The 17,747-nt window shown below is 67.5% G+C and carries 29 protein-coding genes; all 29 read right to left on the reverse strand.

Going from position 1 to position 17,747, the window contains the following annotated elements; translation table 11 throughout:
* Nucleotides 1-138 precede the first annotated feature (138 nt).
* A complete protein-coding gene (rplQ, locus tag ACFWJ8_RS13175) occupies nucleotides 139-687 on the reverse strand; it encodes a 50S ribosomal protein L17 (RefSeq protein WP_378812069.1) in 549 nt (182 codons plus the stop codon).
* 37 nt (nucleotides 688-724) lie between these two features.
* Nucleotides 725-1,714, reverse strand: coding sequence for a DNA-directed RNA polymerase subunit alpha (locus ACFWJ8_RS13180; protein WP_018171471.1), 990 nt, complete (start codon nucleotides 1,712-1,714; stop codon nucleotides 725-727).
* A gap of 154 nt (nucleotides 1,715-1,868) precedes the next feature.
* Nucleotides 1,869-2,267 (reverse strand): 30S ribosomal protein S11, encoded by a 399-nt coding sequence (rpsK, locus tag ACFWJ8_RS13185; RefSeq protein ID WP_018171470.1) that lies wholly within the window; start codon nucleotides 2,265-2,267, stop codon nucleotides 1,869-1,871.
* Nucleotides 2,268-2,300: 33 nt separating this feature from the next.
* Nucleotides 2,301-2,675, reverse strand: coding sequence for a 30S ribosomal protein S13 (gene rpsM, locus ACFWJ8_RS13190; protein WP_345544200.1), 375 nt, complete (start codon nucleotides 2,673-2,675; stop codon nucleotides 2,301-2,303).
* 177 nt (nucleotides 2,676-2,852) lie between these two features.
* Nucleotides 2,853-2,969 carry a 50S ribosomal protein L36 gene (gene rpmJ / locus ACFWJ8_RS13195; RefSeq protein ID WP_005050492.1) on the reverse strand — a complete coding sequence of 39 codons (117 nt, stop codon included), beginning with the start codon at nucleotides 2,967-2,969 and terminating at the stop codon, nucleotides 2,853-2,855.
* 91 nt (nucleotides 2,970-3,060) lie between these two features.
* On the reverse strand, nucleotides 3,061-3,282 hold the full coding sequence (gene infA, locus ACFWJ8_RS13200) for a translation initiation factor IF-1 (RefSeq protein ID WP_018171468.1): 222 nt from the start codon (nucleotides 3,280-3,282) through the stop codon (nucleotides 3,061-3,063).
* 184 nt (nucleotides 3,283-3,466) lie between these two features.
* On the reverse strand, nucleotides 3,467-5,488 hold the full coding sequence (locus tag ACFWJ8_RS13205; RefSeq protein ID WP_378812073.1) for a choice-of-anchor A family protein: 2,022 nt from the start codon (nucleotides 5,486-5,488) through the stop codon (nucleotides 3,467-3,469).
* A 91-nt stretch (nucleotides 5,489-5,579) separates the two neighbouring features.
* Nucleotides 5,580-6,278, reverse strand: coding sequence for a DsbA family protein (locus ACFWJ8_RS13210; RefSeq protein ID WP_378812075.1), 699 nt, complete (start codon nucleotides 6,276-6,278; stop codon nucleotides 5,580-5,582).
* Between the two features lie 14 nt (nucleotides 6,279-6,292).
* Nucleotides 6,293-7,150 (reverse strand): type I methionyl aminopeptidase, encoded by an 858-nt coding sequence (gene map / locus ACFWJ8_RS13215; RefSeq protein ID WP_378812078.1) that lies wholly within the window; start codon nucleotides 7,148-7,150, stop codon nucleotides 6,293-6,295.
* A 3-nt stretch (nucleotides 7,151-7,153) separates the two neighbouring features.
* On the reverse strand, nucleotides 7,154-7,747 hold the full coding sequence (locus ACFWJ8_RS13220; protein WP_378812080.1) for an adenylate kinase: 594 nt from the start codon (nucleotides 7,745-7,747) through the stop codon (nucleotides 7,154-7,156).
* Nucleotides 7,744-9,066: a preprotein translocase subunit SecY gene (gene secY / locus ACFWJ8_RS13225; RefSeq protein WP_378812082.1), complete on the reverse strand. Its 1,323-nt coding sequence runs from the start codon at nucleotides 9,064-9,066 to the stop codon at nucleotides 7,744-7,746. The genes ACFWJ8_RS13220 and secY overlap by 4 nt, the downstream gene beginning before the upstream one ends.
* A gap of 99 nt (nucleotides 9,067-9,165) precedes the next feature.
* Complete coding sequence (rplO, locus tag ACFWJ8_RS13230; RefSeq protein WP_378812085.1) at nucleotides 9,166-9,744, reverse strand: 50S ribosomal protein L15; 579 nt, start codon at nucleotides 9,742-9,744, stop codon at nucleotides 9,166-9,168.
* On the reverse strand, nucleotides 9,744-9,929 hold the full coding sequence (rpmD, locus tag ACFWJ8_RS13235; RefSeq protein ID WP_018171461.1) for a 50S ribosomal protein L30: 186 nt from the start codon (nucleotides 9,927-9,929) through the stop codon (nucleotides 9,744-9,746). The genes rplO and rpmD overlap by 1 nt, the downstream gene beginning before the upstream one ends.
* On the reverse strand, nucleotides 9,929-10,627 hold the full coding sequence (gene rpsE, locus ACFWJ8_RS13240; protein ID WP_378812087.1) for a 30S ribosomal protein S5: 699 nt from the start codon (nucleotides 10,625-10,627) through the stop codon (nucleotides 9,929-9,931). The genes rpmD and rpsE overlap by 1 nt, the downstream gene beginning before the upstream one ends.
* The gene (gene rplR / locus ACFWJ8_RS13245) at nucleotides 10,624-10,983 is read right to left on the reverse strand and encodes a 50S ribosomal protein L18 (protein ID WP_378812089.1); all 360 of its coding nucleotides are present in this window, start codon (nucleotides 10,981-10,983) and stop codon (nucleotides 10,624-10,626) included. The genes rpsE and rplR overlap by 4 nt, the downstream gene beginning before the upstream one ends.
* 2 nt (nucleotides 10,984-10,985) lie before the next feature.
* Nucleotides 10,986-11,522, reverse strand: coding sequence for a 50S ribosomal protein L6 (rplF, locus tag ACFWJ8_RS13250; RefSeq protein ID WP_378812092.1), 537 nt, complete (start codon nucleotides 11,520-11,522; stop codon nucleotides 10,986-10,988).
* Between the two features lie 6 nt (nucleotides 11,523-11,528).
* On the reverse strand, nucleotides 11,529-11,927 hold the full coding sequence (gene rpsH / locus ACFWJ8_RS13255; RefSeq protein ID WP_018171457.1) for a 30S ribosomal protein S8: 399 nt from the start codon (nucleotides 11,925-11,927) through the stop codon (nucleotides 11,529-11,531).
* A 129-nt stretch (nucleotides 11,928-12,056) separates the two neighbouring features.
* A complete protein-coding gene (gene rplE, locus ACFWJ8_RS13260; protein WP_378812095.1) occupies nucleotides 12,057-12,647 on the reverse strand; it encodes a 50S ribosomal protein L5 in 591 nt (196 codons plus the stop codon).
* A gap of 2 nt (nucleotides 12,648-12,649) precedes the next feature.
* The gene (gene rplX / locus ACFWJ8_RS13265) at nucleotides 12,650-13,009 is read right to left on the reverse strand and encodes a 50S ribosomal protein L24 (RefSeq protein ID WP_378812098.1); all 360 of its coding nucleotides are present in this window, start codon (nucleotides 13,007-13,009) and stop codon (nucleotides 12,650-12,652) included.
* Nucleotides 13,010-13,011: 2 nt separating this feature from the next.
* Nucleotides 13,012-13,380, reverse strand: a complete 369-nt coding sequence (rplN, locus tag ACFWJ8_RS13270) for a 50S ribosomal protein L14 (protein ID WP_018171454.1) — start codon at nucleotides 13,378-13,380, stop codon at nucleotides 13,012-13,014.
* Nucleotides 13,377-13,691 (reverse strand): 30S ribosomal protein S17, encoded by a 315-nt coding sequence (gene rpsQ, locus ACFWJ8_RS13275; RefSeq protein WP_191172193.1) that lies wholly within the window; start codon nucleotides 13,689-13,691, stop codon nucleotides 13,377-13,379. Before rpsQ ends, rplN begins: the two co-directional genes overlap by 4 nt.
* Nucleotides 13,691-14,005, reverse strand: a complete 315-nt coding sequence (gene rpmC / locus ACFWJ8_RS13280; RefSeq protein ID WP_045301493.1) for a 50S ribosomal protein L29 — start codon at nucleotides 14,003-14,005, stop codon at nucleotides 13,691-13,693. The genes rpsQ and rpmC overlap by 1 nt, the downstream gene beginning before the upstream one ends.
* Nucleotides 14,005-14,424, reverse strand: a complete 420-nt coding sequence (gene rplP / locus ACFWJ8_RS13285; RefSeq protein ID WP_018171451.1) for a 50S ribosomal protein L16 — start codon at nucleotides 14,422-14,424, stop codon at nucleotides 14,005-14,007. Before rplP ends, rpmC begins: the two co-directional genes overlap by 1 nt.
* Nucleotides 14,424-15,206, reverse strand: a complete 783-nt coding sequence (rpsC, locus tag ACFWJ8_RS13290; RefSeq protein ID WP_141892562.1) for a 30S ribosomal protein S3 — start codon at nucleotides 15,204-15,206, stop codon at nucleotides 14,424-14,426. Before rpsC ends, rplP begins: the two co-directional genes overlap by 1 nt.
* A complete protein-coding gene (rplV, locus tag ACFWJ8_RS13295) occupies nucleotides 15,206-15,604 on the reverse strand; it encodes a 50S ribosomal protein L22 (RefSeq protein ID WP_378812103.1) in 399 nt (132 codons plus the stop codon). Before rplV ends, rpsC begins: the two co-directional genes overlap by 1 nt.
* A gap of 22 nt (nucleotides 15,605-15,626) precedes the next feature.
* Nucleotides 15,627-15,908, reverse strand: coding sequence for a 30S ribosomal protein S19 (rpsS, locus tag ACFWJ8_RS13300; RefSeq protein ID WP_018171448.1), 282 nt, complete (start codon nucleotides 15,906-15,908; stop codon nucleotides 15,627-15,629).
* A gap of 12 nt (nucleotides 15,909-15,920) precedes the next feature.
* Nucleotides 15,921-16,760 carry a 50S ribosomal protein L2 gene (gene rplB / locus ACFWJ8_RS13305; RefSeq protein WP_026305525.1) on the reverse strand — a complete coding sequence of 280 codons (840 nt, stop codon included), beginning with the start codon at nucleotides 16,758-16,760 and terminating at the stop codon, nucleotides 15,921-15,923.
* Between the two features lie 26 nt (nucleotides 16,761-16,786).
* Nucleotides 16,787-17,086 carry a 50S ribosomal protein L23 gene (gene rplW, locus ACFWJ8_RS13310; RefSeq protein ID WP_378812107.1) on the reverse strand — a complete coding sequence of 100 codons (300 nt, stop codon included), beginning with the start codon at nucleotides 17,084-17,086 and terminating at the stop codon, nucleotides 16,787-16,789.
* Nucleotides 17,083-17,745: a 50S ribosomal protein L4 gene (gene rplD / locus ACFWJ8_RS13315; protein WP_378812110.1), complete on the reverse strand. Its 663-nt coding sequence runs from the start codon at nucleotides 17,743-17,745 to the stop codon at nucleotides 17,083-17,085. Before rplD ends, rplW begins: the two co-directional genes overlap by 4 nt.
* Nucleotides 17,746-17,747 lie beyond the last annotated feature (2 nt).

Here is a 17,747-nt window from a genome sequence, read left to right on the forward strand (position 1 = left end):
GGACAGGGGCAGGGCCGGCGGCATCCCTCCCCCGCAACGCAGCGAGACCCGCCACCCTGACGGGTGGCGGGTCTCGCGGTGCAAGGGTGGCCGGGCCAGAGGCCGCGGCCTGCCGGGCGGCGACGCCCGGCGATCCGATTACTCGGACTTCTCCTCGGCGGGGGCCTCGACGGCCTCCTCGGCCGCAGCCTCGGCGGCGGCGCCCTCGTCCTGCGACTCGGCGCCGGCCTCGACGGTCTCCTCGGCGGGAGCCTCCTCGACCGGGGCCTCCTCGGCGACGGGCGCGGCCTTGGCGGCAGCGGCCTTCTTCGCCGACGGCTTCTTGGTCACGGGCTCGAGGACGAGCTCGATGACGGCCATGGGCGCGTTGTCGCCCTTGCGGTTGCCGACCTTCGTGATGCGGGTGTAGCCGCCCTCACGGTCCGCGACCAGCGGCGCGATCTCGGTGAACAGGACGTGCACGACTTCCTTGTCACCGATGACCGAGAGCACGCGACGACGCGCGTGCAGGTCGCCGCGCTTCGCGAACGTGATCAGACGCTCGGCGAGCGGACGCAGGCGCTTGGCCTTGGTCTCGGTCGTCTTGATCGACTTGTGGGTGAACAGCGCAGCGGCCAGGTTGGCAAGCAGCAGACGCTCGTGGGCGGGGCCGCCTCCGAGGCGGGGACCCTTCGTGGGCTTGGGCATTCTCAGTTACTCCAGTGTGAAAAGTCGATCGGGGGGATCAGACGGTCTCGTCGTCGTATCCGCCGTAGAAGTGCGCGCCGTCGAACCCGGGGACCGAGTCCTTCAGCGACAGGCCGAGCGAGATGAGCTTGTCGCGCACCTCGTCGACCGACTTCTGACCGAAGTTGCGGATGTTCATGAGCTGCGTCTCCGAGAGGGCGACGAGCTCCGACACGGTGTTGATGCCCTCACGCTTGAGGCAGTTGTACGAACGGACCGACAGGTCGAGGTCCTCGATCGGCATCGACAGCTCGTTCGAGAGGACGGTCTCGACCGGCGCGGGGCCGATCTCGATGCCCTCGGCCTCGACGTTGAGCTCACGGGCCAGGCCGAACAGCTCGGTCAGCGTGCGACCGGCCGAGGCGACGGCGTCGCGCGGGGTGATCGAGGGCTTCGTCTCGACGTCCAGCACGAGCTTGTCGAAGTCGGTGCGCTCGCCCGCACGCGTCGCGTCGACGCGGTACGAGACCTTCAGGACCGGCGAGTAGATCGAGTCGACCGGGATCTGGCCGGCCTCGGCGTACTCGTTGCGGTTCTGCGTCGCCGACACGTAGCCGCGGCCGCGCTCGATGGTGAGCTCGAGCTCGAACTTGGCGGTGTCGTTGAGCGTCGCGATGACGAGCTCGGGGTTGTGCACCTCGACACCGGCCGGAGCAGAGATGTCGGCGGCGGTGACCTCACCGGCGCCGGTCTTGCGCAGGTACGCGGTGATGGGCTCGTCACGCTCGCTGGAGACGACCAGCTGCTTGATGTTGAGGATGATCTCGGTGACATCCTCCTTGACACCCGGAATGGTGCTGAACTCGTGGAGGACGCCGTCGATGCGGATCGACGTCACGGCCGCGCCGGGGATCGACGACAGGAGGCTGCGACGCAGCGCGTTGCCGATCGTGTAGCCGAAGCCAGGCTCCAGCGGCTCGACGACGAAACGGCTGCGGAACTCCCCGATCTTCTCCTCGGTCAGAGTGGGACGCTGTGCGATGAGCACTATGTGTTCCTTTCGATCACGTGCCCGCTATATGACACGTGCGGTGAGTGAGGTGTTGAGTTTTGATCGGGATGCCTCGAGGCGAGGCATCCGTAAGCGTGCCTGCCTTTCGACGGGCCCAGGGTGCTCCCCGAGCCCGTCGAAGGGCGGAATGTCAGACGCGGCGGCGCTTGGGCGGACGGCAGCCGTTGTGGGCCTGCGGCGTCACGTCCTGGATGGAGCCGACCTCGAGGCCGGCAGCCGTCAGCGAGCGGATCGCGGTCTCGCGGCCCGAGCCCGGACCCTTGACGAAGACGTCGACCTTCTTGACACCGTGCTCCTGCGCCTGGCGGGCAGCGGACTCCGCGGCCATGCCGGCGGCGTACGGCGTCGACTTGCGCGAGCCCTTGAAGCCCACGCCACCCGACGACGCCCAGCTGATGACGGCGCCCGACGGGTCGGTGATCGAGACGATCGTGTTGTTGAACGTCGACTTGATGTGGGCCTGGCCCAGCGCGATGTTCTTCTTCTCCTTGCGGCGCGGCTTGCGCGCAGCGGACTTGGCCTGTGCCATTGCTTTGCTCTCCTAAACCCTGGGGGCCGCGCCTTAGCGCGCCTTCTTCTTGCCGGCGACGGTGCGCTTCGGGCCCTTGCGGGTACGCGCGTTCGTCTTCGTGCGCTGACCGCGCACCGGGAGGCCGCGGCGGTGGCGCAGGCCCTCGTAGGAACCGATCTCGACCTTGCGGCGGATGTCGGCGGCGACCTCGCGACGGAGGTCACCCTCCACCTTGTAGTTGCCTTCGATGTAGTCGCGGAGCGCGACGAGCTGGTCGTCGGTGAGGTCCTTGACGCGGATGTTCTCGTCGATCTCCGTCGCGGTGAGGATCTCGTTCGAGCGGGTACGGCCCACGCCGTAGATGTACGTGAGGGCGATCACCACGCGCTTGTCGCGCGGGATGTCAACGCCGGCAAGACGTGCCATGCGGTTCTCCTGAGAGTGAGTGGAGGTGTGGAGCAGGATCGGTGCCCGGGCCTCCGCCCGAGGTGTCCCCCGCCGGTTCCCCGAGTTCGTCGAGGGGCGGGTTCTGATCCTGCCTGAGGTTCGTATTCAGTTGTGGGGAGTGGATGCCGCAGCTCGCGGCATCCACCAAGCCGGATCTCAGCCCTGGCGCTGCTTGTGGCGCGGGTTGCTCTTGCAGATCACCATGACGCGGCCGTGGCGGCGGATGACCTTGCAGTGGTCGCAGATGGGCTTGACGGAGGGGTTGACCTTCATGACTTCTTCTCTTCGCTGTCTTCGCCGGGCAGGCTCGGGGGCTCGGTTGCTGAGCCCGTCGAAGCACCTGGGGCGTTACTTCTCGACCGGTCTAGCGGTAGCGGTAGACGATGCGCCCGCGGGTGAGGTCGTAGGGCGACAGCTCCACGACGACACGGTCCTCGGGGATGATGCGGATGTAGTTCTGCCGCATCTTGCCGGAGATCGTGGCGAGCACCTTGTGGCCGTTGCTCAACTCAACACGGAACATCGCGTTGGGCAGGGCCTCGGACACGACGCCCTCGATCTCGATGACACCGTCTTTCTTCGCCATACGCTCGCTAACACTTGTGCAGACCGGTCGATCTGCGGTGGATGGGATTCGGTGCGACGACACGCCAATACAGGCGCAACGCACCAAAGATCAAGCATACGTGATAGTGGATGCCTCGGCAACCTGGCCGCAGCCCGACGGGAGGGGGATGCCGCGGCCCCTGGCCGCGGCATCCCTCATCGCATCAGCGCCGGCGCCGCGCCAGAGTCACGGCGACCACGGCGGCACCGGCGACGAGGAGGCCGCCACCCAGCGCGAGCGCCCACCACGGCACCGTACCGCCCGTCGCGGGAAGCGGCGCAGGAGGCGTCGGCGTGACCGTCGGGGTCGGGGTCGGGGTCGGGGTCGGGGTCGGCGTCGGCGTCGGCGTGGGCGTCGGACCCGTGAACGTGTTGGCCACCGTGACCATGAGCGGCGTCGCGTCGTCGTCTCCGATCGTGAACGACGACGGGGTGATCGTCGGCGCGTTCCAGTGGGTGCCGTCGTCGGCGAAGTCGCCGTCCTGGGACTCGGGCGTCGGCTCCGAGACCTGGCAGGTCGTTCCGACCGGGTACCACGCACTCGTCACGGTCTGGCCGGCGGCGACGCTGAACGTGCCGGCGTCCGAGCCCTCTCCCAGAGGCACGCCCGCGTCGTCGAATCCCTCCGCGTCGCACGTGTAGTCGATCGCGAAGGCGCGGTCGCCGATGTACGTGCCGTCCGTGCCGTCGACGGTCTTGGTGACCGAGAAGCGTCCCAGCAGCGTGTTCGTGAGCGTGATCGCGACCTGAACGGGCGCGTCCGGGTCGACCACCGTGAAGATCGGCTCGTCGACCACCTCTCCGTTGATCATCCAGACCGGTTCCGCCCAGAGGAAGCCGGCCGGCACCGGCTCCTGACCGGACCGCGCGCGCGTGAGGTCCTCGAAGACCTCGCACTCCGCGCCGATCGGCAGATCGCTCACCGTGATGGTCTCGCCCGCGCGGATCTCGCCCTCCGAGTAGAAGTCGCCGTCGATCCCCTCGCCGGTGCACTGCATCCACCCGTAGAACACGCGGTCCGCCTCGACCACGCCGGTGCTGTCGAGCACCTTCGTGATCTGCACCGAGCCGGTCCCACCCGGGTCAGGGATCGGGATGCAGTCGTACTCGTCGCCGTTCCACGGATAGTTGTGGAGCTCGTTGCCGACGCCGTGCATGTGGATGTCGGCGCCCGCGTACACACGGCCGTTCATGCTCGCGGTGATGTCGAACGAGCCGGCCGGCGCCATCACCGAGCCGAGGAACTGGCTGGAGCCGCCGAAGGTGACGCTGGTGGCATCCACGAAGTTCCACATCGTGCGCTGGGCGACCTGGCCGAACAGCGTCGACGTCAGGTCGTCGGCGCGCACCCCGTCGTCGGAGAAGTAGTTCGGGCTGAAGGTCACCGGACCGGGACCGGTCACGTTGATCACGACGCTCGCGCCGTCGGCGATGCCGACGAAGTTCACCTCGGTGATCGTGTTCAGCGTCGCAGCGCTGATGCTGAACACCTGCAGCGCCGTCGTGCCGTCGCCGGTGAGCGTGATGGACGCGCCCGCCACGACACCCGGAGCGGTGTCGGGCAATGCCGCCCACGCGGTGGAGTTCGACACCAGGCTGTCGCCGAACGTCGTCCACTCCGACACGGCGTCGGCCCCCATGCCGACCTGGAACGTGCCGTTGTTGACCTCGTACTGCGGCGCCGGGAATCCCGGTGTGGCCGTTCCGCCCACCTGGACACCGCCGCCGAGCAGCTCGCCGGTGTTCGCGTCGATCGCACCCGAGCCCACGTCGAGCACGGTGGTCGCTCCGACGGTGAGGCCGTTGCCGACCGCCAGCATGACGCTTCCGGGCGTCGGCGCGACCTGAGATCCTACGCCGACCCAGCCGACGTTGAATCGTCCGCCGGCGTCCTTGTCGAACGTGGCGTCGCCCATCACGACCATGAGCCCCTCGGACTCGGCGGCCGCGGCATCCGCGAGGAAGTCGCCCCCGGCGTAGACCGCGACGTTGTCGTCGGTGAAGATGTCGTCACCGTCCGGCACGTGCGGCCCCGGCAGGTATCCGGGCGGGCACTCCCCCTGCACGGCGACCGCGGGCGACGCCGCCCCGACGAGGCCGGCCGGCACGAGCAGAGCGCCGATGATCCCGGCGACGACGGTCGCTCCGGTGGCGCGACGATGAGCGGCAGTCCTCGGGATAGACATGGTCCGAGATTATCAGCGCGGCCACGCGGGACCCCGCCGACAGAGCGGAAGGGGGATGCCACGGCCCGCGGCATCCCCCTTCCGAGAGGTCTTACTGGAACAGCGTGTTCAGCTGACCCGCGGCCGGGAGCTGCGAGTTCGCGATGACCTCGCCGTTGACCGCGATGGTCGGCGTGCCGATGCCCGACGAGCCCGGCTGGATCGGGGTCTTGAGCGTGATCTCGGTCACGTAGCCGGCGTACGTGCCGTCGTTGACGCACGAATCGATGCCGCTCACGCCCACGTCCGAGGCGATGCCGAGGATCTCCTTGTTCGTGAGACCCTTCGAACCCTCGGTGGGCTGGTTCGCGAACATCTGCTGCAGGAACGGCAGCGACTTGTCGGCATCCGCCACGGCGACGCAGTAAGCGGCGTTCGCGGCGCGGGTCGAGTACTGCGTGTTCTGCGACTGCGAGTCGAGGATCGAGATCGGGTGGATGTCGAGCGTGATGCTGCCGTCGTCGACCATCCCCTGGATCTCGGAGCCGTAGGTCTCTTCGAACTGGCCGCAGATGGGGCACATGAAGTCGACGTACGTCGCGAGGTTGTCCGCGCCCTCGCCGACGTGGATCGCACCCGTCTCAGCGTCGATGTTCGACGCGGACGGCGTGTTCACCTCCGTCGGCAGCGGCTTCGGGGCCGCGGCGTTGTTCAGGGTCACGACCAGGACCGTCACCAGGACGAGGGCGATCACGACGCCCGCCGTCACCCAGATCGCGAACCAGTTCGTCTTCTTTGCAGCCTGTGCCATGTGTGTCGAGCCTCCTAGGCGATCGCGCGCGGGGTCACGCCGAAGGGTGCAAGTCCCGCGGCTCCCCCGTCGGGTGCGGTGAGCACCCAGATACCGTCATCGTGCACGGCGACGCTATGTTCCCAATGTGAACCGGCTGTGCCGTCGATCGTGGACACCGTCCAGCCGTCGTCCTCGACGAACGTCGCCTGATCGCCGATGACGACCATGGGCTCGATCGCGAGCACGAGGCCCGGACGGACTTCGGGACCCGGGTCGGGCACGCGGTAGTTGAACACCGACGGCGACTCGTGCATCTTGCGTCCGATGCCGTGACCGACGTACTCGCGCAGGATCCCGTACGTCCCTCCTGATCCCGTCGAAGGGTCGGGCGAGTTCGCCTCGATGTGGGCCTGGATGGCCGCGCCGATCTCGCCGATGTGCTTCGCCGTCGCGAGAGCCGCGATCCCGGCCCACATCGACCCCTCGGTCGCGTCCGACAGGCGCTGCCGCTCGGCCACGACCTCGGGTCGGGCCTCGTCGGGCAGCACGATCGTGAAGGCGGAGTCGCCGTTCCAGCCCTTGAACTCGGCACCGGCGTCGATCGACAGGATGTCGCCCGCCGCCAGCACACGGTCACCCGGGATGCCGTGGACGACCTCCTCGTTCACAGACGAGCAGATCGTGTGGCGGTAGCCCCGGACCATCTGGAAGTTCGACTTTGCACCCCGGGCAGTGATGACCGCCGAAGCCGCGGCATCCAGCTCCAGCGTGGTCACCCCGGGCGCCACCAGCGCACGTGCGGCCTCGAGAGCCGCCGCCGTGATGAGACCAGGCTCGACCATCGCCCGCAGCTGAGCGGGCGACTTGTAGATCGAGCGACGCAGTGCCACGGCTCAGGCGGCCGCGCCGCGGCCGAGGCCACGGGCCTGCAGCGACGCGATGATGCGATCGGTGATCTCGTCGAGCGTGCCGACGCCGTCGATGCGGTCGACGACCCCGCGCGTGCGGTAGATGTCGAGGATCGGGGCCGTCTCGCGCTCGTAGATCGCCAGACGGTTCGCGATGACCTCTTCGGTGTCGTCGCTGCGCCCCTGCTCGGCCGCGCGGCGGGCGATGCGGGCGATGCTCTCGTCACGGGGCACGTCGAGCTCGATGACGGCGTCCAGCGCCTCGTCGACGCCCTCGAGGAACTCGTCGAGGTGCATGACCTGCACGAGGTTGCGCGGGTATCCGTCGAGCAGGAAGCCGCCCTCGGCGTCGGGCTCCGACAGCCGCTCGCGCACGATCGCGCTGGTCAGCTCGTCGGGCACCAGGTCGCCGGCCTCGATGATGGCCTTCACCTGCCGGCCCAGGTCGGTGCCCGCCGCGACCGCGCCGCGGAAGACGTCGCCCGTCGAGATCGCGGGGATGCCGAACGCCTCCGCGATGCGGATGCCCTGGGTGCCCTTGCCCGAGCCCTGCGGGCCGACGATCAGGAGTCGCGTCATCGGAGAAGCCCTTCGTAGTGGCGCTGCTGGAGCTGTGCGTCGATCTGCTTCACCGTCTCGAGGCCGACGCCGACGATGATGAGGATCGAGGCGCCGCCGAACGGGAAGTTCTGGTTGGCGCCGACCGTCGCCAGGGCGATGAGCGGCAGCAGGGCGATGAGACCCAGGTAGATCGAGCCCGGCAGCGTGATGCGCGTCAGCACGTAGTCGAGGTACTCCGCCGTCGGACGACCCGCGCGGATGCCCGGGATGAAGCCGCCGTACTTCTTCATGTTGTCGGCGACCTCGACGGGGTTGAACGTGATCGCGACGTAGAAGTACGTGAACCCGACGATGAGCAGGAAGTACAGGATCATGTACAGCGGGTGGTCGCCCTTGACCAGGTACAGGTTGATCCAGGTGACCCAGCCCGGCACGTCCTGGCCGGCCTGCGGCTGGTTGAACTGTGCGATGAGCGCCGGGATGTACAGCAGCGACGACGCGAAGATGACGGGCACGACGCCGGCCATGTTGACCTTGATCGGGATGTACGTGTTCGTGCCGCCGTACGTGCGACGTCCGACCATGCGCTTGGCGTACTGCACCGGGATGCGGCGCTGCGACTGTTCGACGAAGACGACGAGCGCGACGACGACGATGCCGACGGCCAGCACGAGCAGGAAGACCTCGAAGCCCTTGGACTGCCAGATGGCCCACATCGACACCGGGAACTGCGCCGCGATCGACGTGAAGATGAGCAGCGACATGCCGTTGCCGATGCCGCGCTCGGTGACGAGCTCGGCGAACCACATGATGAGGCCGGTGCCGGCGGTCATCGTGATGATCATCAGCAGCTGCGCCCACCACACGTCGTTGGTGAGGAGCTGGTCGCACTCGGGGATGTTGGTCGTGCCGAACAGCTGACCGCTGCGGGCGACCGTGACGAGCGTCGTGGACTGGAGGAGAGCCAGCGCGATCGTGAGGTAGCGCGTGTACTGCGTCAGCTTGGCCTGGCCCGCCTGGCCCTCCTTGTAGAGGGTCTCGAAGTGCGGGATGACCACGCGCAGCAGCTGCACGATGATCGTCGCGGTGATGTACGGCATGACGCCGAGCGCGAAGATCGACAGCTGCAGCAGTGCGCCGCCGGAGAACAGGTTGACGAGCGACAGCAGGCCCTCGGTCCCCGAAGACTGGCGCAGACACTCCTGCACGTTCGGGAAGTCGACGAACGGCGCCGGCACATGCGCGCCGAAGCGGTACAGGGCGATGATCGCCAGAGTGAATGCGATCTTCCGCCGAAGGTCGGGAGTGCGGAAGACCCGCGCGATGGCGCTGAACAAGAGGATTCCTCCAGAGGGGATGCCGGCACAGTCGATGTGCCGCGTCCAGGGTAACCCAGTGGGGGCCGGAGCAAATGCTCCGACCCCCACTGTGCTGTCTTACTTGACGGTGCCGCCCGCAGCGACGATCTTCTGCTCGGCAGAACCCGAGACCTTGTCGACCGACACGTTGAGCTTCACCGAGATGTCGCCGGTGCCGAGCACCTTGACCTTCTCGTTCTTGCGCACTGCACCCTTGGCGACCAGGTCGCCGATGGTGACGTCGCCACCGGTCGGGTACAGCTCCGCGAGCTTGTCCAGGTTCACGACCTGGTACTCGACGCGGAACGGGTTCTTGAAGCCGCGGAGCTTCGGGGTGCGCATGTGCAGAGGCATCTGCCCACCCTCGAAGCCGACCTTGACCTGGTAGCGAGCCTTCGTACCCTTGGTACCGCGGCCCGCGGTCTTGCCCTTCGAGCCCTCACCGCGACCCACACGGGTCTTGGCCTGGTTCGAACCGGGGACCGGACGCAGGTGGTGCACCTTCAGCACACCCGGGCGCGCGGCCGGGGCATCCTTCTTCGGGGCAGCCGCCTTCGCGGGGGCTTTCTTCGCAGCAGCCGGCTTCTTGGCGGCGGCCTTCTTCGGAGCCTCGACGGTCTCGACCGTCTCAGCCTTCTTCTCAGCCTTCTCGGCCATCAGTCGATCTCCTCAACCTTCACGAGGTGCGCGACGGTCCGGACGTAACCGCGCGTCTGCGCGTCGTCGGGACGGACGACGGAATCGCCGATCCGCTTCAGACCGAGCGAACGCAGCGTGTCACGCTGGTTCTGCTTCTCGCTCACCTTGGACTTGACCTGGGTAACCTTCAGGCGCGCAGCCATCAGACACCTGCCTTCGCAGCACGGGCGGCCTCGGCCGCTTCGGCCTCGGCACGGACGAGACGTGCGGGGGCGACCTGGTCGAAGTCGAGACCGCGACGCGCGGCGACCGCACGGGGCTCCTCGAGCTGCTTCAGGGCCTCCACCGTCGCGTGGACGATGTTGATCGTGTTCGACGAGCCGAGCGACTTCGACAGCACGTCGTGGATGCCGGCGCACTCGAGGACGGCACGCACCGGGCCACCGGCGATGACACCGGTACCGGCGGCGGCGGGGCGCAGCAGCACCACACCGGCAGCGGCCTCACCCTGCACGGGGTGCGGGATGGTCGAGCCGACGCGCGGCACGCGGAAGAAGTTGCGCTTGGCCTCTTCGACACCCTTCGAGATCGCCAGCGGCACCTCACGGGCCTTGCCGTAGCCGACGCCGACCACACCGTTGCCGTCGCCGACGACGACGAGCGCGGTGAAGCTGAAGCGACGACCACCCTTGACGACCTTCGACACGCGGTTGATGGTCACGACACGCTCGAGGAACTGGCTCTCGTTGCGGTCACGGCCACCGCGGTCACCGCGGGTCTGGTTGCGCTCGCGACCACCGCGGCGCGGCTCGCGCTCGCGCTCGGCGGGCGCCGTGGTTCCCTCGGCCGGAGCCTCGGCAGCAGCCTGCTCGGTCACGTTGCTCTCCTTGTTCTCGCTCACAGGTTCAGACCTCCCTCACGGGCGCCGTCGGCGATCGCCGCGACACGGCCTGCGTAGCGGTTGCCGCCACGGTCGAACACGACGTCCGAGACGCCGGCGGCCTTCGCGCGCTCGGCGAGCAGCTCGCCGACCTTGCGGGCCTTGGCGGTCTTGTCACCGTCGAACACGCGCAGGTCGGTCTCGAGCGTCGAGGCCGAGGCCAGCGTGTGGCCCTTGCTGTCGTCGACGACCTGCACGAAGACGTGGCGGGCCGAACGGGTGACGACGAGGCGCGGACGCAGCTCGGTGCCGACGACCTTCTTGCGCAGACGGGCGTGACGACGCGTGCGCGCCTGGGTCTTTGTCTTGACAGCCATGGTTACTTACCACTCTTTCCGGCCTTGCGACGAACGACCTCGCCGGCGTACCGCACACCCTTGCCCTTGTACGGCTCGGGCTTGCGGATCTTGCGGATGTTGGCCGCTGCCTCGCCGACAGCCTGCTTGTCGATGCCCGACACCGTGAGCTTGTTGTTGCCCTCGACGGTCAGCGTGATGCCGGCGGGCGCCTCGACGAGCACCGGGTGCGAGAAGCCGAGCGCGAACTCGACAGCCGTGCCCTTCTGCGCGACGCGGTAACCCGTGCCGACGACCTCAAGGCCCTTGGAGTAGCCCTGGGTGACACCGATGATGTTGTTGTTGATGAGCGTGCGGGTCAGGCCGTGCAGCGAGCGCGACTCGCGCTCGTCGTCGGGACGGGTCACGACGACCTGCGCCTCTTCGACCTTGACCTCGATGGGACGGGCCACGGAGAGCACGAGCTCACCCTTGGGGCCCTTGACGGCGACATCCTGGCCCTCGACCGAAACGGTCACACCGGCGGGGATGTCGATCGGAAGACGACCGATACGCGACATGTCAGATCACCACACGTAGGCGAGGACTTCCCCACCCACGCCCTTCTGCTCGGCCTGGCGGTCCGTCAGGAGGCCAGAGGAGGTGGACAGGATGGCGACGCCGAGCCCGCCGAGGACGCGGGGGATCTCGGTCGACTTCGCGTAGACGCGGAGGCCGGGCTTCGAGACGCGCTTGATGCCGGCGATCGACCGCTCGCGGTTCGGGCCGTACTTCAGCGTCAGGGTGAGGGTCTGGCCGACGCGCGCGTCGCTGACCTCCCACGACGAGATGTAGCCCTCCTGCTTGAGGATGTCGGCGATGTGGGTCTTGAGCTTGGAGCTCGGCAGCGACACGGTGTCGTGGTGCGCCGAATTCGCGTTGCGCAGACGGGTCAGCATGTCTGCGACCGGGTCTGTCATTGTCATGAGTTGATTCCTTCGTTCACGAGGTATCGGCTGGCGTTACACGCCAGACGACCTTCCATGATGGCCGTATTCAGTTGTGTGAGCGGATGCCTCGGCCGGAGCTCGCGCGCCGGCCGAGGCATCCACGGGTCACGCCTGGGCGTCCTCGGTCTTGAACGGGAAGCCGAGGTGGCGCAGCAGCGCACGGCCCTCGTCGTCCGTCGAAGCCGACGTCACCACAGTGATGTCGAAGCCGCGCACGCGGTCGATCTTGTCCTGGTTGATCTCGTGGAACACGGACTGCTCCTGGAGACCGAAGGTGTAGTTGCCGTGACCGTCGAACTGCTTGGCCGACAGACCGCGGAAGTCGCGGATGCGGGGCAGGGCGAGGTTCACCAGGCGGTCCAGGAACTCCCACGCGCGGTCACCGCGGAGGGTGACGTGCGCGCCGATGGCCTGGCCCTCGCGCAGCTTGAACTGCGCGATCGACTTGCGAGCCTTGGTGACGACCGGCTTCTGGCCGGTGATCTTGGTGAGGTCGTCGACCGCACCGTCGATCACCTTGCTGTCGCGAGCTGCCTCGCCGACACCGGTGTTCACGACGACCTTGACCAGGCCGGGGATCTGCATGACGTTCTCGTAGCCGAACTCGTCCTGCATCGCCTTCTTGATCTCGGCGTTGTACTTCTGCTTCAGGCGGGGCTGGATCTTGCCAGCCTCCACGGCAGTGGGGGTGCTCATGTTCAGAGGTCCTTGCCTGACTTCTTCGCGTAGCGCACGCGGACCGTGCGCTTCACGCCGTCCTTCGTCTGCTCCTCGACACGGTGGCCGACACGGGTCGGCTTCTTGGTCGAGGGGTCGACGACCTGGACGTTGGAGATGTGGATGGGGGCTTCCATCGTCTCGATGCCACCCGTCTTGGTGCCGCGCTGCGACTGGCCGACACGGTTGTGCTTCGTGACGAAGTTGACGCCTTCGACGATCACACGGTTCTGCTCGGCAAGGATCTCGAGGACCTTGCCCTGCTTGCCGCGGTCGCCGCCCTTGTCCTGCTTCTTGCCCGTGATGACCTGGACCAGGTCACCCTTCTTGATGTTCGCCATGATCAGATGACCTCCGGGGCGAGCGAGACGATCTTCATGAACTTCTTGTCGCGAAGCTCACGACCGACCGGGCCGAAGATGCGGGTGCCGCGGGGCTCCCCGTCGTTCTTCAGGATGACGGCGGCGTTCTCGTCGAACTTGATGTACGAACCGTCGGCACGACGGGTCTGCTTGACGGTGCGGACGACGACGGCCTTGACCACGTCGCCCTTCTTGACGTTTCCGCCCGGGATCGCGTCCTTGACCGTGGCGACGATGATGTCACCCAGGCCGGCGTAGCGACGGTTGGAGCCGCCGAGCACGCGGATCGTGAGCAGCTCCTTGGCGCCGGTGTTGTCGGCGACCTTGAGGCGGGACTCAGTCTGAATCACTTGGCCTTCTCCAGAATCTCCACCAGACGCCAGCGCTTGGTGGCGCTCAGCGGGCGGGTCTCGTTGATGAGGACGAGGTCGCCGATGCCGGCAGTGTTGCCCTCGTCGTGCGCCTTGACCTTGGAGGTGCGGCGGATGACCTTGCCGTACAGCGGGTGCTTCACGCGGTCCTCGACCTCGACGACGATGGTCTTGTCCATCTTGTCGCTGACGACGTAGCCGCGGCGCGCCTTGCGGTAGCCACGGGCGTCGGCGTCGCGCACGTCGTGCGCGCCGTGCTCGACCTCAGCGGCCTGCTTCTTCTCAGCCATCACTCGGCCTCTTCCTTCGCAGCCTCGTCGGCGGCGTCCGCCTTCTTGGCCTTGGTCTTCTTCGCCTTCGTCGCGGTCTCCAGCGGCGCGGGCGTGGCACGGATGCCGAGCTCGCGCTCACGGATCACGGTGTAGAGCCGCGCGATGTCGCGCTTGACCGCACGGATGCGGCCGTGGCTCTCGAGCTGGCCGGTCGCCGACTGGAAGCGCAGGTTGAACAGCTCTTCCTTGGCCTTGCGCAGCTCCTCGACGAGGCGCTGGTCTTCGAACGTGTCGAGCTCGCTCGGGGCGAGCGTCTTGGTGCCGATCGCCATTACGCGTCGCCCTCCTCGCGCTTGATGATGCGTGCCTTGAGAGGCAGCTTGTGGATGGCACGGGTCAGGGCCTCACGAGCGAGTTCCTCGTTGACGCCGGCGACCTCGAAGAGGACGCGACCCGGCTTGACGTTTGCGACCCACCACTCGGGCGAACCCTTACCGGAACCCATGCGGGTCTCGGCAGGCTTCTTCGTGAGCGGACGGTCGGGGTAGATGTTGATCCACACCTTGCCGCCACGCTTGATGTGACGCGTCATCGCGATACGAGCGGACTCGATCTGACGGTTCGTCACGTAAGCGGGCGTCAGGGCCTGGATGCCGAACTCGCCGAAGGAGACCTTCGTGCCGCCGGTGGCCTGGCCGCTACGGCCGGGGTGGTGCTGCTTGCGGTACTTGACCTTGCGGGGGATGAGCATTACGCCGACGCTCCTTCTGCCACGGGGGCCTCGTTGCGGCGGTCTCCGCCACGCTCGCCGCGGTCGCCACGCGGGCCGCCACGACGGTCGTCACGACGACGGTCCGACTTCGGCGCGTTGGCCTGCTCGCGAGCGAGCTCCTTGTTGGTCAGGTCGCCCTTGTAGATCCAGACCTTCACGCCGATGCGGCCGAAGGTGGTCTTCGCCTCGTAGAAGCCGTAGTCGATGTTCGCGCGCAGCGTGTGCAGCGGCACACGACCCTCGCGGTAGAACTCCGAGCGGCTCATCTCGGCGCCGCCGAGGCGGCCGGAGACCTGGATGCGGACGCCCTTGGCGCCGGCGCGCTGCGCGCCCTGCAGGCCCTTGCGCATCGCGCGGCGGAACGCCACGCGAGCGGTGAGCTGCTCGGCGATGCCCTGCGCGACGAGCTGAGCGTCGGCCTCGGGGTTCTTGACCTCGAGGATGTTCAGCTGGATCTGCTTGCCGGTGAGCTTCTCGAGGTCGGCGCGGATGCGCTCGGCCTCGGCGCCGCGACGACCGATCACGATGCCCGGGCGGGCGGTGTGGATGTCGACGCGGACGCGGTCACGCGTGCGCTCGATCTCGATGTTGCTGACACCGGCGCGGTCGAGCTGCGTCTGCAGCAGCTTGCGGATACGGATGTCCTCGGCGACGTAGTCGGCGTAGCGCTGTCCGGGCTTCGTCGAGTCCGAGAACCAACGCGACACGTGGTCGGTGGTGACGCCGAGACGGAAGCCGTACGGGTGAACCTTCTGTCCCATTACTTGCTCGCCTTCTTGCTCTTGCCGGCCTCCGCCGTCTCCGCGACCTCGGGGGTCGACAGCACGACGGTGATGTGGCTGGTGCGCTTCTTGATCTGGAAAGCACGACCCTGCGCGCGGGGCTGGAAACGCTTGAGCGTCGTGCCCTCGTCGACGTACGCGTTCGCCACGTACAGGTCCTGCTCGTCCAGGTACTCGCCGTCCTTGTCGGCCTTCACGCGAGCGTTCGCGATCGCCGAGGCGACGAGCTTGTAGATCGGCTCGCTCGCACTCTGCGGTGCGAACTTGAGGATGGCCAGGGCCTCCTCAGCCTGCTTGCCCTTGATGAGCGCGACGACACGACGAGCCTTCTGAGGGGTCACGCGGATGTGTCGCACGCGTGCGATGGACTCCACCATTTCTCTCTCCTCTGCCCCCGCGTCAGCGGCGGCGGCCCTTCTTGTCGTCCTTCACGTGGCCGCGGAAGGTGCGGGTGGGCGCGAATTCGCCCAGCTTGTGGCCGACCATGGTCTCGGTCACGAACACGGGGATGTGCTTGCGACCGTCGTGCACGGCGATGGTGTGACCCAGCATGGCCGGGATGATCATCGAACGGCGCGACCAGGTCTTGATGACGTTCTTGGTGCCGGCTTCGTTCTGGACGACGACCTTGCGAAGCAGGTGCTCGTCGACGAAGGGGCCCTTCTTAAGGCTGCGAGGCATCTTCCTCTACTCCTACTTGCGCTTCTTGCCGGCGTTGCGACGACGGACGATGTACTTGTCGCTTTCCTTGTTCGCGTGGCGGGTGCGGCCTTCGGCCTGGCCCCACGGCGAAACGGGGTGACGACCACCGGACGTCTTGCCCTCACCACCACCGTGCGGGTGGTCGACCGGGTTCATCGCGACACCGCGGACGGTCGGGCGGATGCCCTTCCAGCGGTTGCGGCCGGCCTTGCCCCAGTTGATGTTCGACTGCTCGGCGTTGCCGACCTCGCCGACGGTCGCGCGGCAGCGCGCGTCGACGTTGCGGATCTCACCCGAGGGGAGACGCAGCTGGGCGTAGGGGCCGTCCTTGGCGACGAGACGCACCGACGCACCGGCCGAACGCGCCAGCTTCGCGCCGCCGCCGGGGCGGAGCTCGATGGCGTGGATCACGGTACCGGTGGGGATGTTCTTCAGCGGCAGGTTGTTGCCCGGCTTGATGTCGGCCGAGGGACCCGACTCGACGATGTCGCCCTGCTGGAGCTTGTTCGGGGCGATGATGTAGCGCTTCTCGCCGTCGAAGTAGTGCAGCAGCGCGATGCGCGCGGTGCGGTTGGGGTCGTACTCGATGTGCGCGACCTTGGCGTTGACGCCGTCCTTGTCATTGCGACGGAAGTCGATGACACGGTACTGGCGCTTGTGGCCACCGCCGATGTGGCGGGTGGTGATGCGGCCCTGGTTGTTGCGGCCACCGGTCTTGCTGAGCGGGCGGAGGAGCGACTTCTCCGGCGTCGATCGCGTGATCTCGGCGAAGTCGGCCACCGACGAGCCGCGGCGACCCGGGGTCGTGGGCTTGTACTTGCGAATAGCCATAGTTCTCTAGTCCTCGTTCCCGACCGTCAGCCGACTGCCGTGAAGATGTCGATGGTGCCCGACTTCAGGGTCACGATGGCGCGCTTGGTGTCCTTGCGCTTGCCGGTGCCGAAGCGGGTGCGGCGGGCCTTGCCCGTGCGGTTGAGCGTGTTCACCGCGGCGACCTTGACGCCGAAGATCTTCTCGATCGCGAGCTTGATCTCGGTCTTCGAGGCACGCGGGTCGACGAGGAAGGTGTACTTGCCCTCGTCGATGAGCGAGTAGCTCTTCTCCGAAACGACCGGCTTCAGGATGATGTCGCGCGGGTCCTTGTTGACGGCGGTCATGCCGAGGCCTCCTCGGTGGCGGCGGTCTTCGACGAGACGAACGCGTCGTAAGCAGCCTTGGTGAAGACGATGTCGTCCGAGACGAGCACGTCGTAGGCGTTGAGCTGGTCGGACGGCAGCACGTGCGCGAACGGGATGTTGCGGACGCTCAGCACGCTGATGTCGTCCGTGCGGTCCACGACCACGAGCACGTTCTTGGTGGCGCCGAGCGCGTTCAGGACCGCGACAGCGGCCTTGGTCGACGGAGCACCCTCGATCGCGAAGGACTCGACGACGTGCAGACGCTCGCCGCGAGCACGGTCGCTGAGCGCGCCCAGGAGGGCGGCCGCGATCATCTTCTTGGGGGTGCGCTGCGAGTAGTCGCGCGGCTTCGGGCCGTGCACGATTCCACCGCCGGTCATGTGCGGCGCGCGGATCGAGCCCTGGCGGGCGTTACCCGTGCCCTTCTGCTTGAAGGGCTTGCGGCCGGCGCCCGAGACCTCACCGCGACGCTTGGTCGAGTGGGTGCCCTGGCGAGCCGCCGCGAGCTGCGCGACGACGACCTGGTGGATGAGCGGGATGTTCGTCTTGACGTCGAACAGAGCGGCGGGCAGCTCAACCGAGCCGGCCTTCTTGCCGTCTGCCTTCACGACGTCGAGCGCGAGAGTCGAGTCAGCCATGA

Source organism: Microbacterium sp. NPDC058389, from assembly GCF_042722305.1.
Lineage (GTDB): Bacteria > Actinomycetota > Actinomycetes > Actinomycetales > Microbacteriaceae > Microbacterium.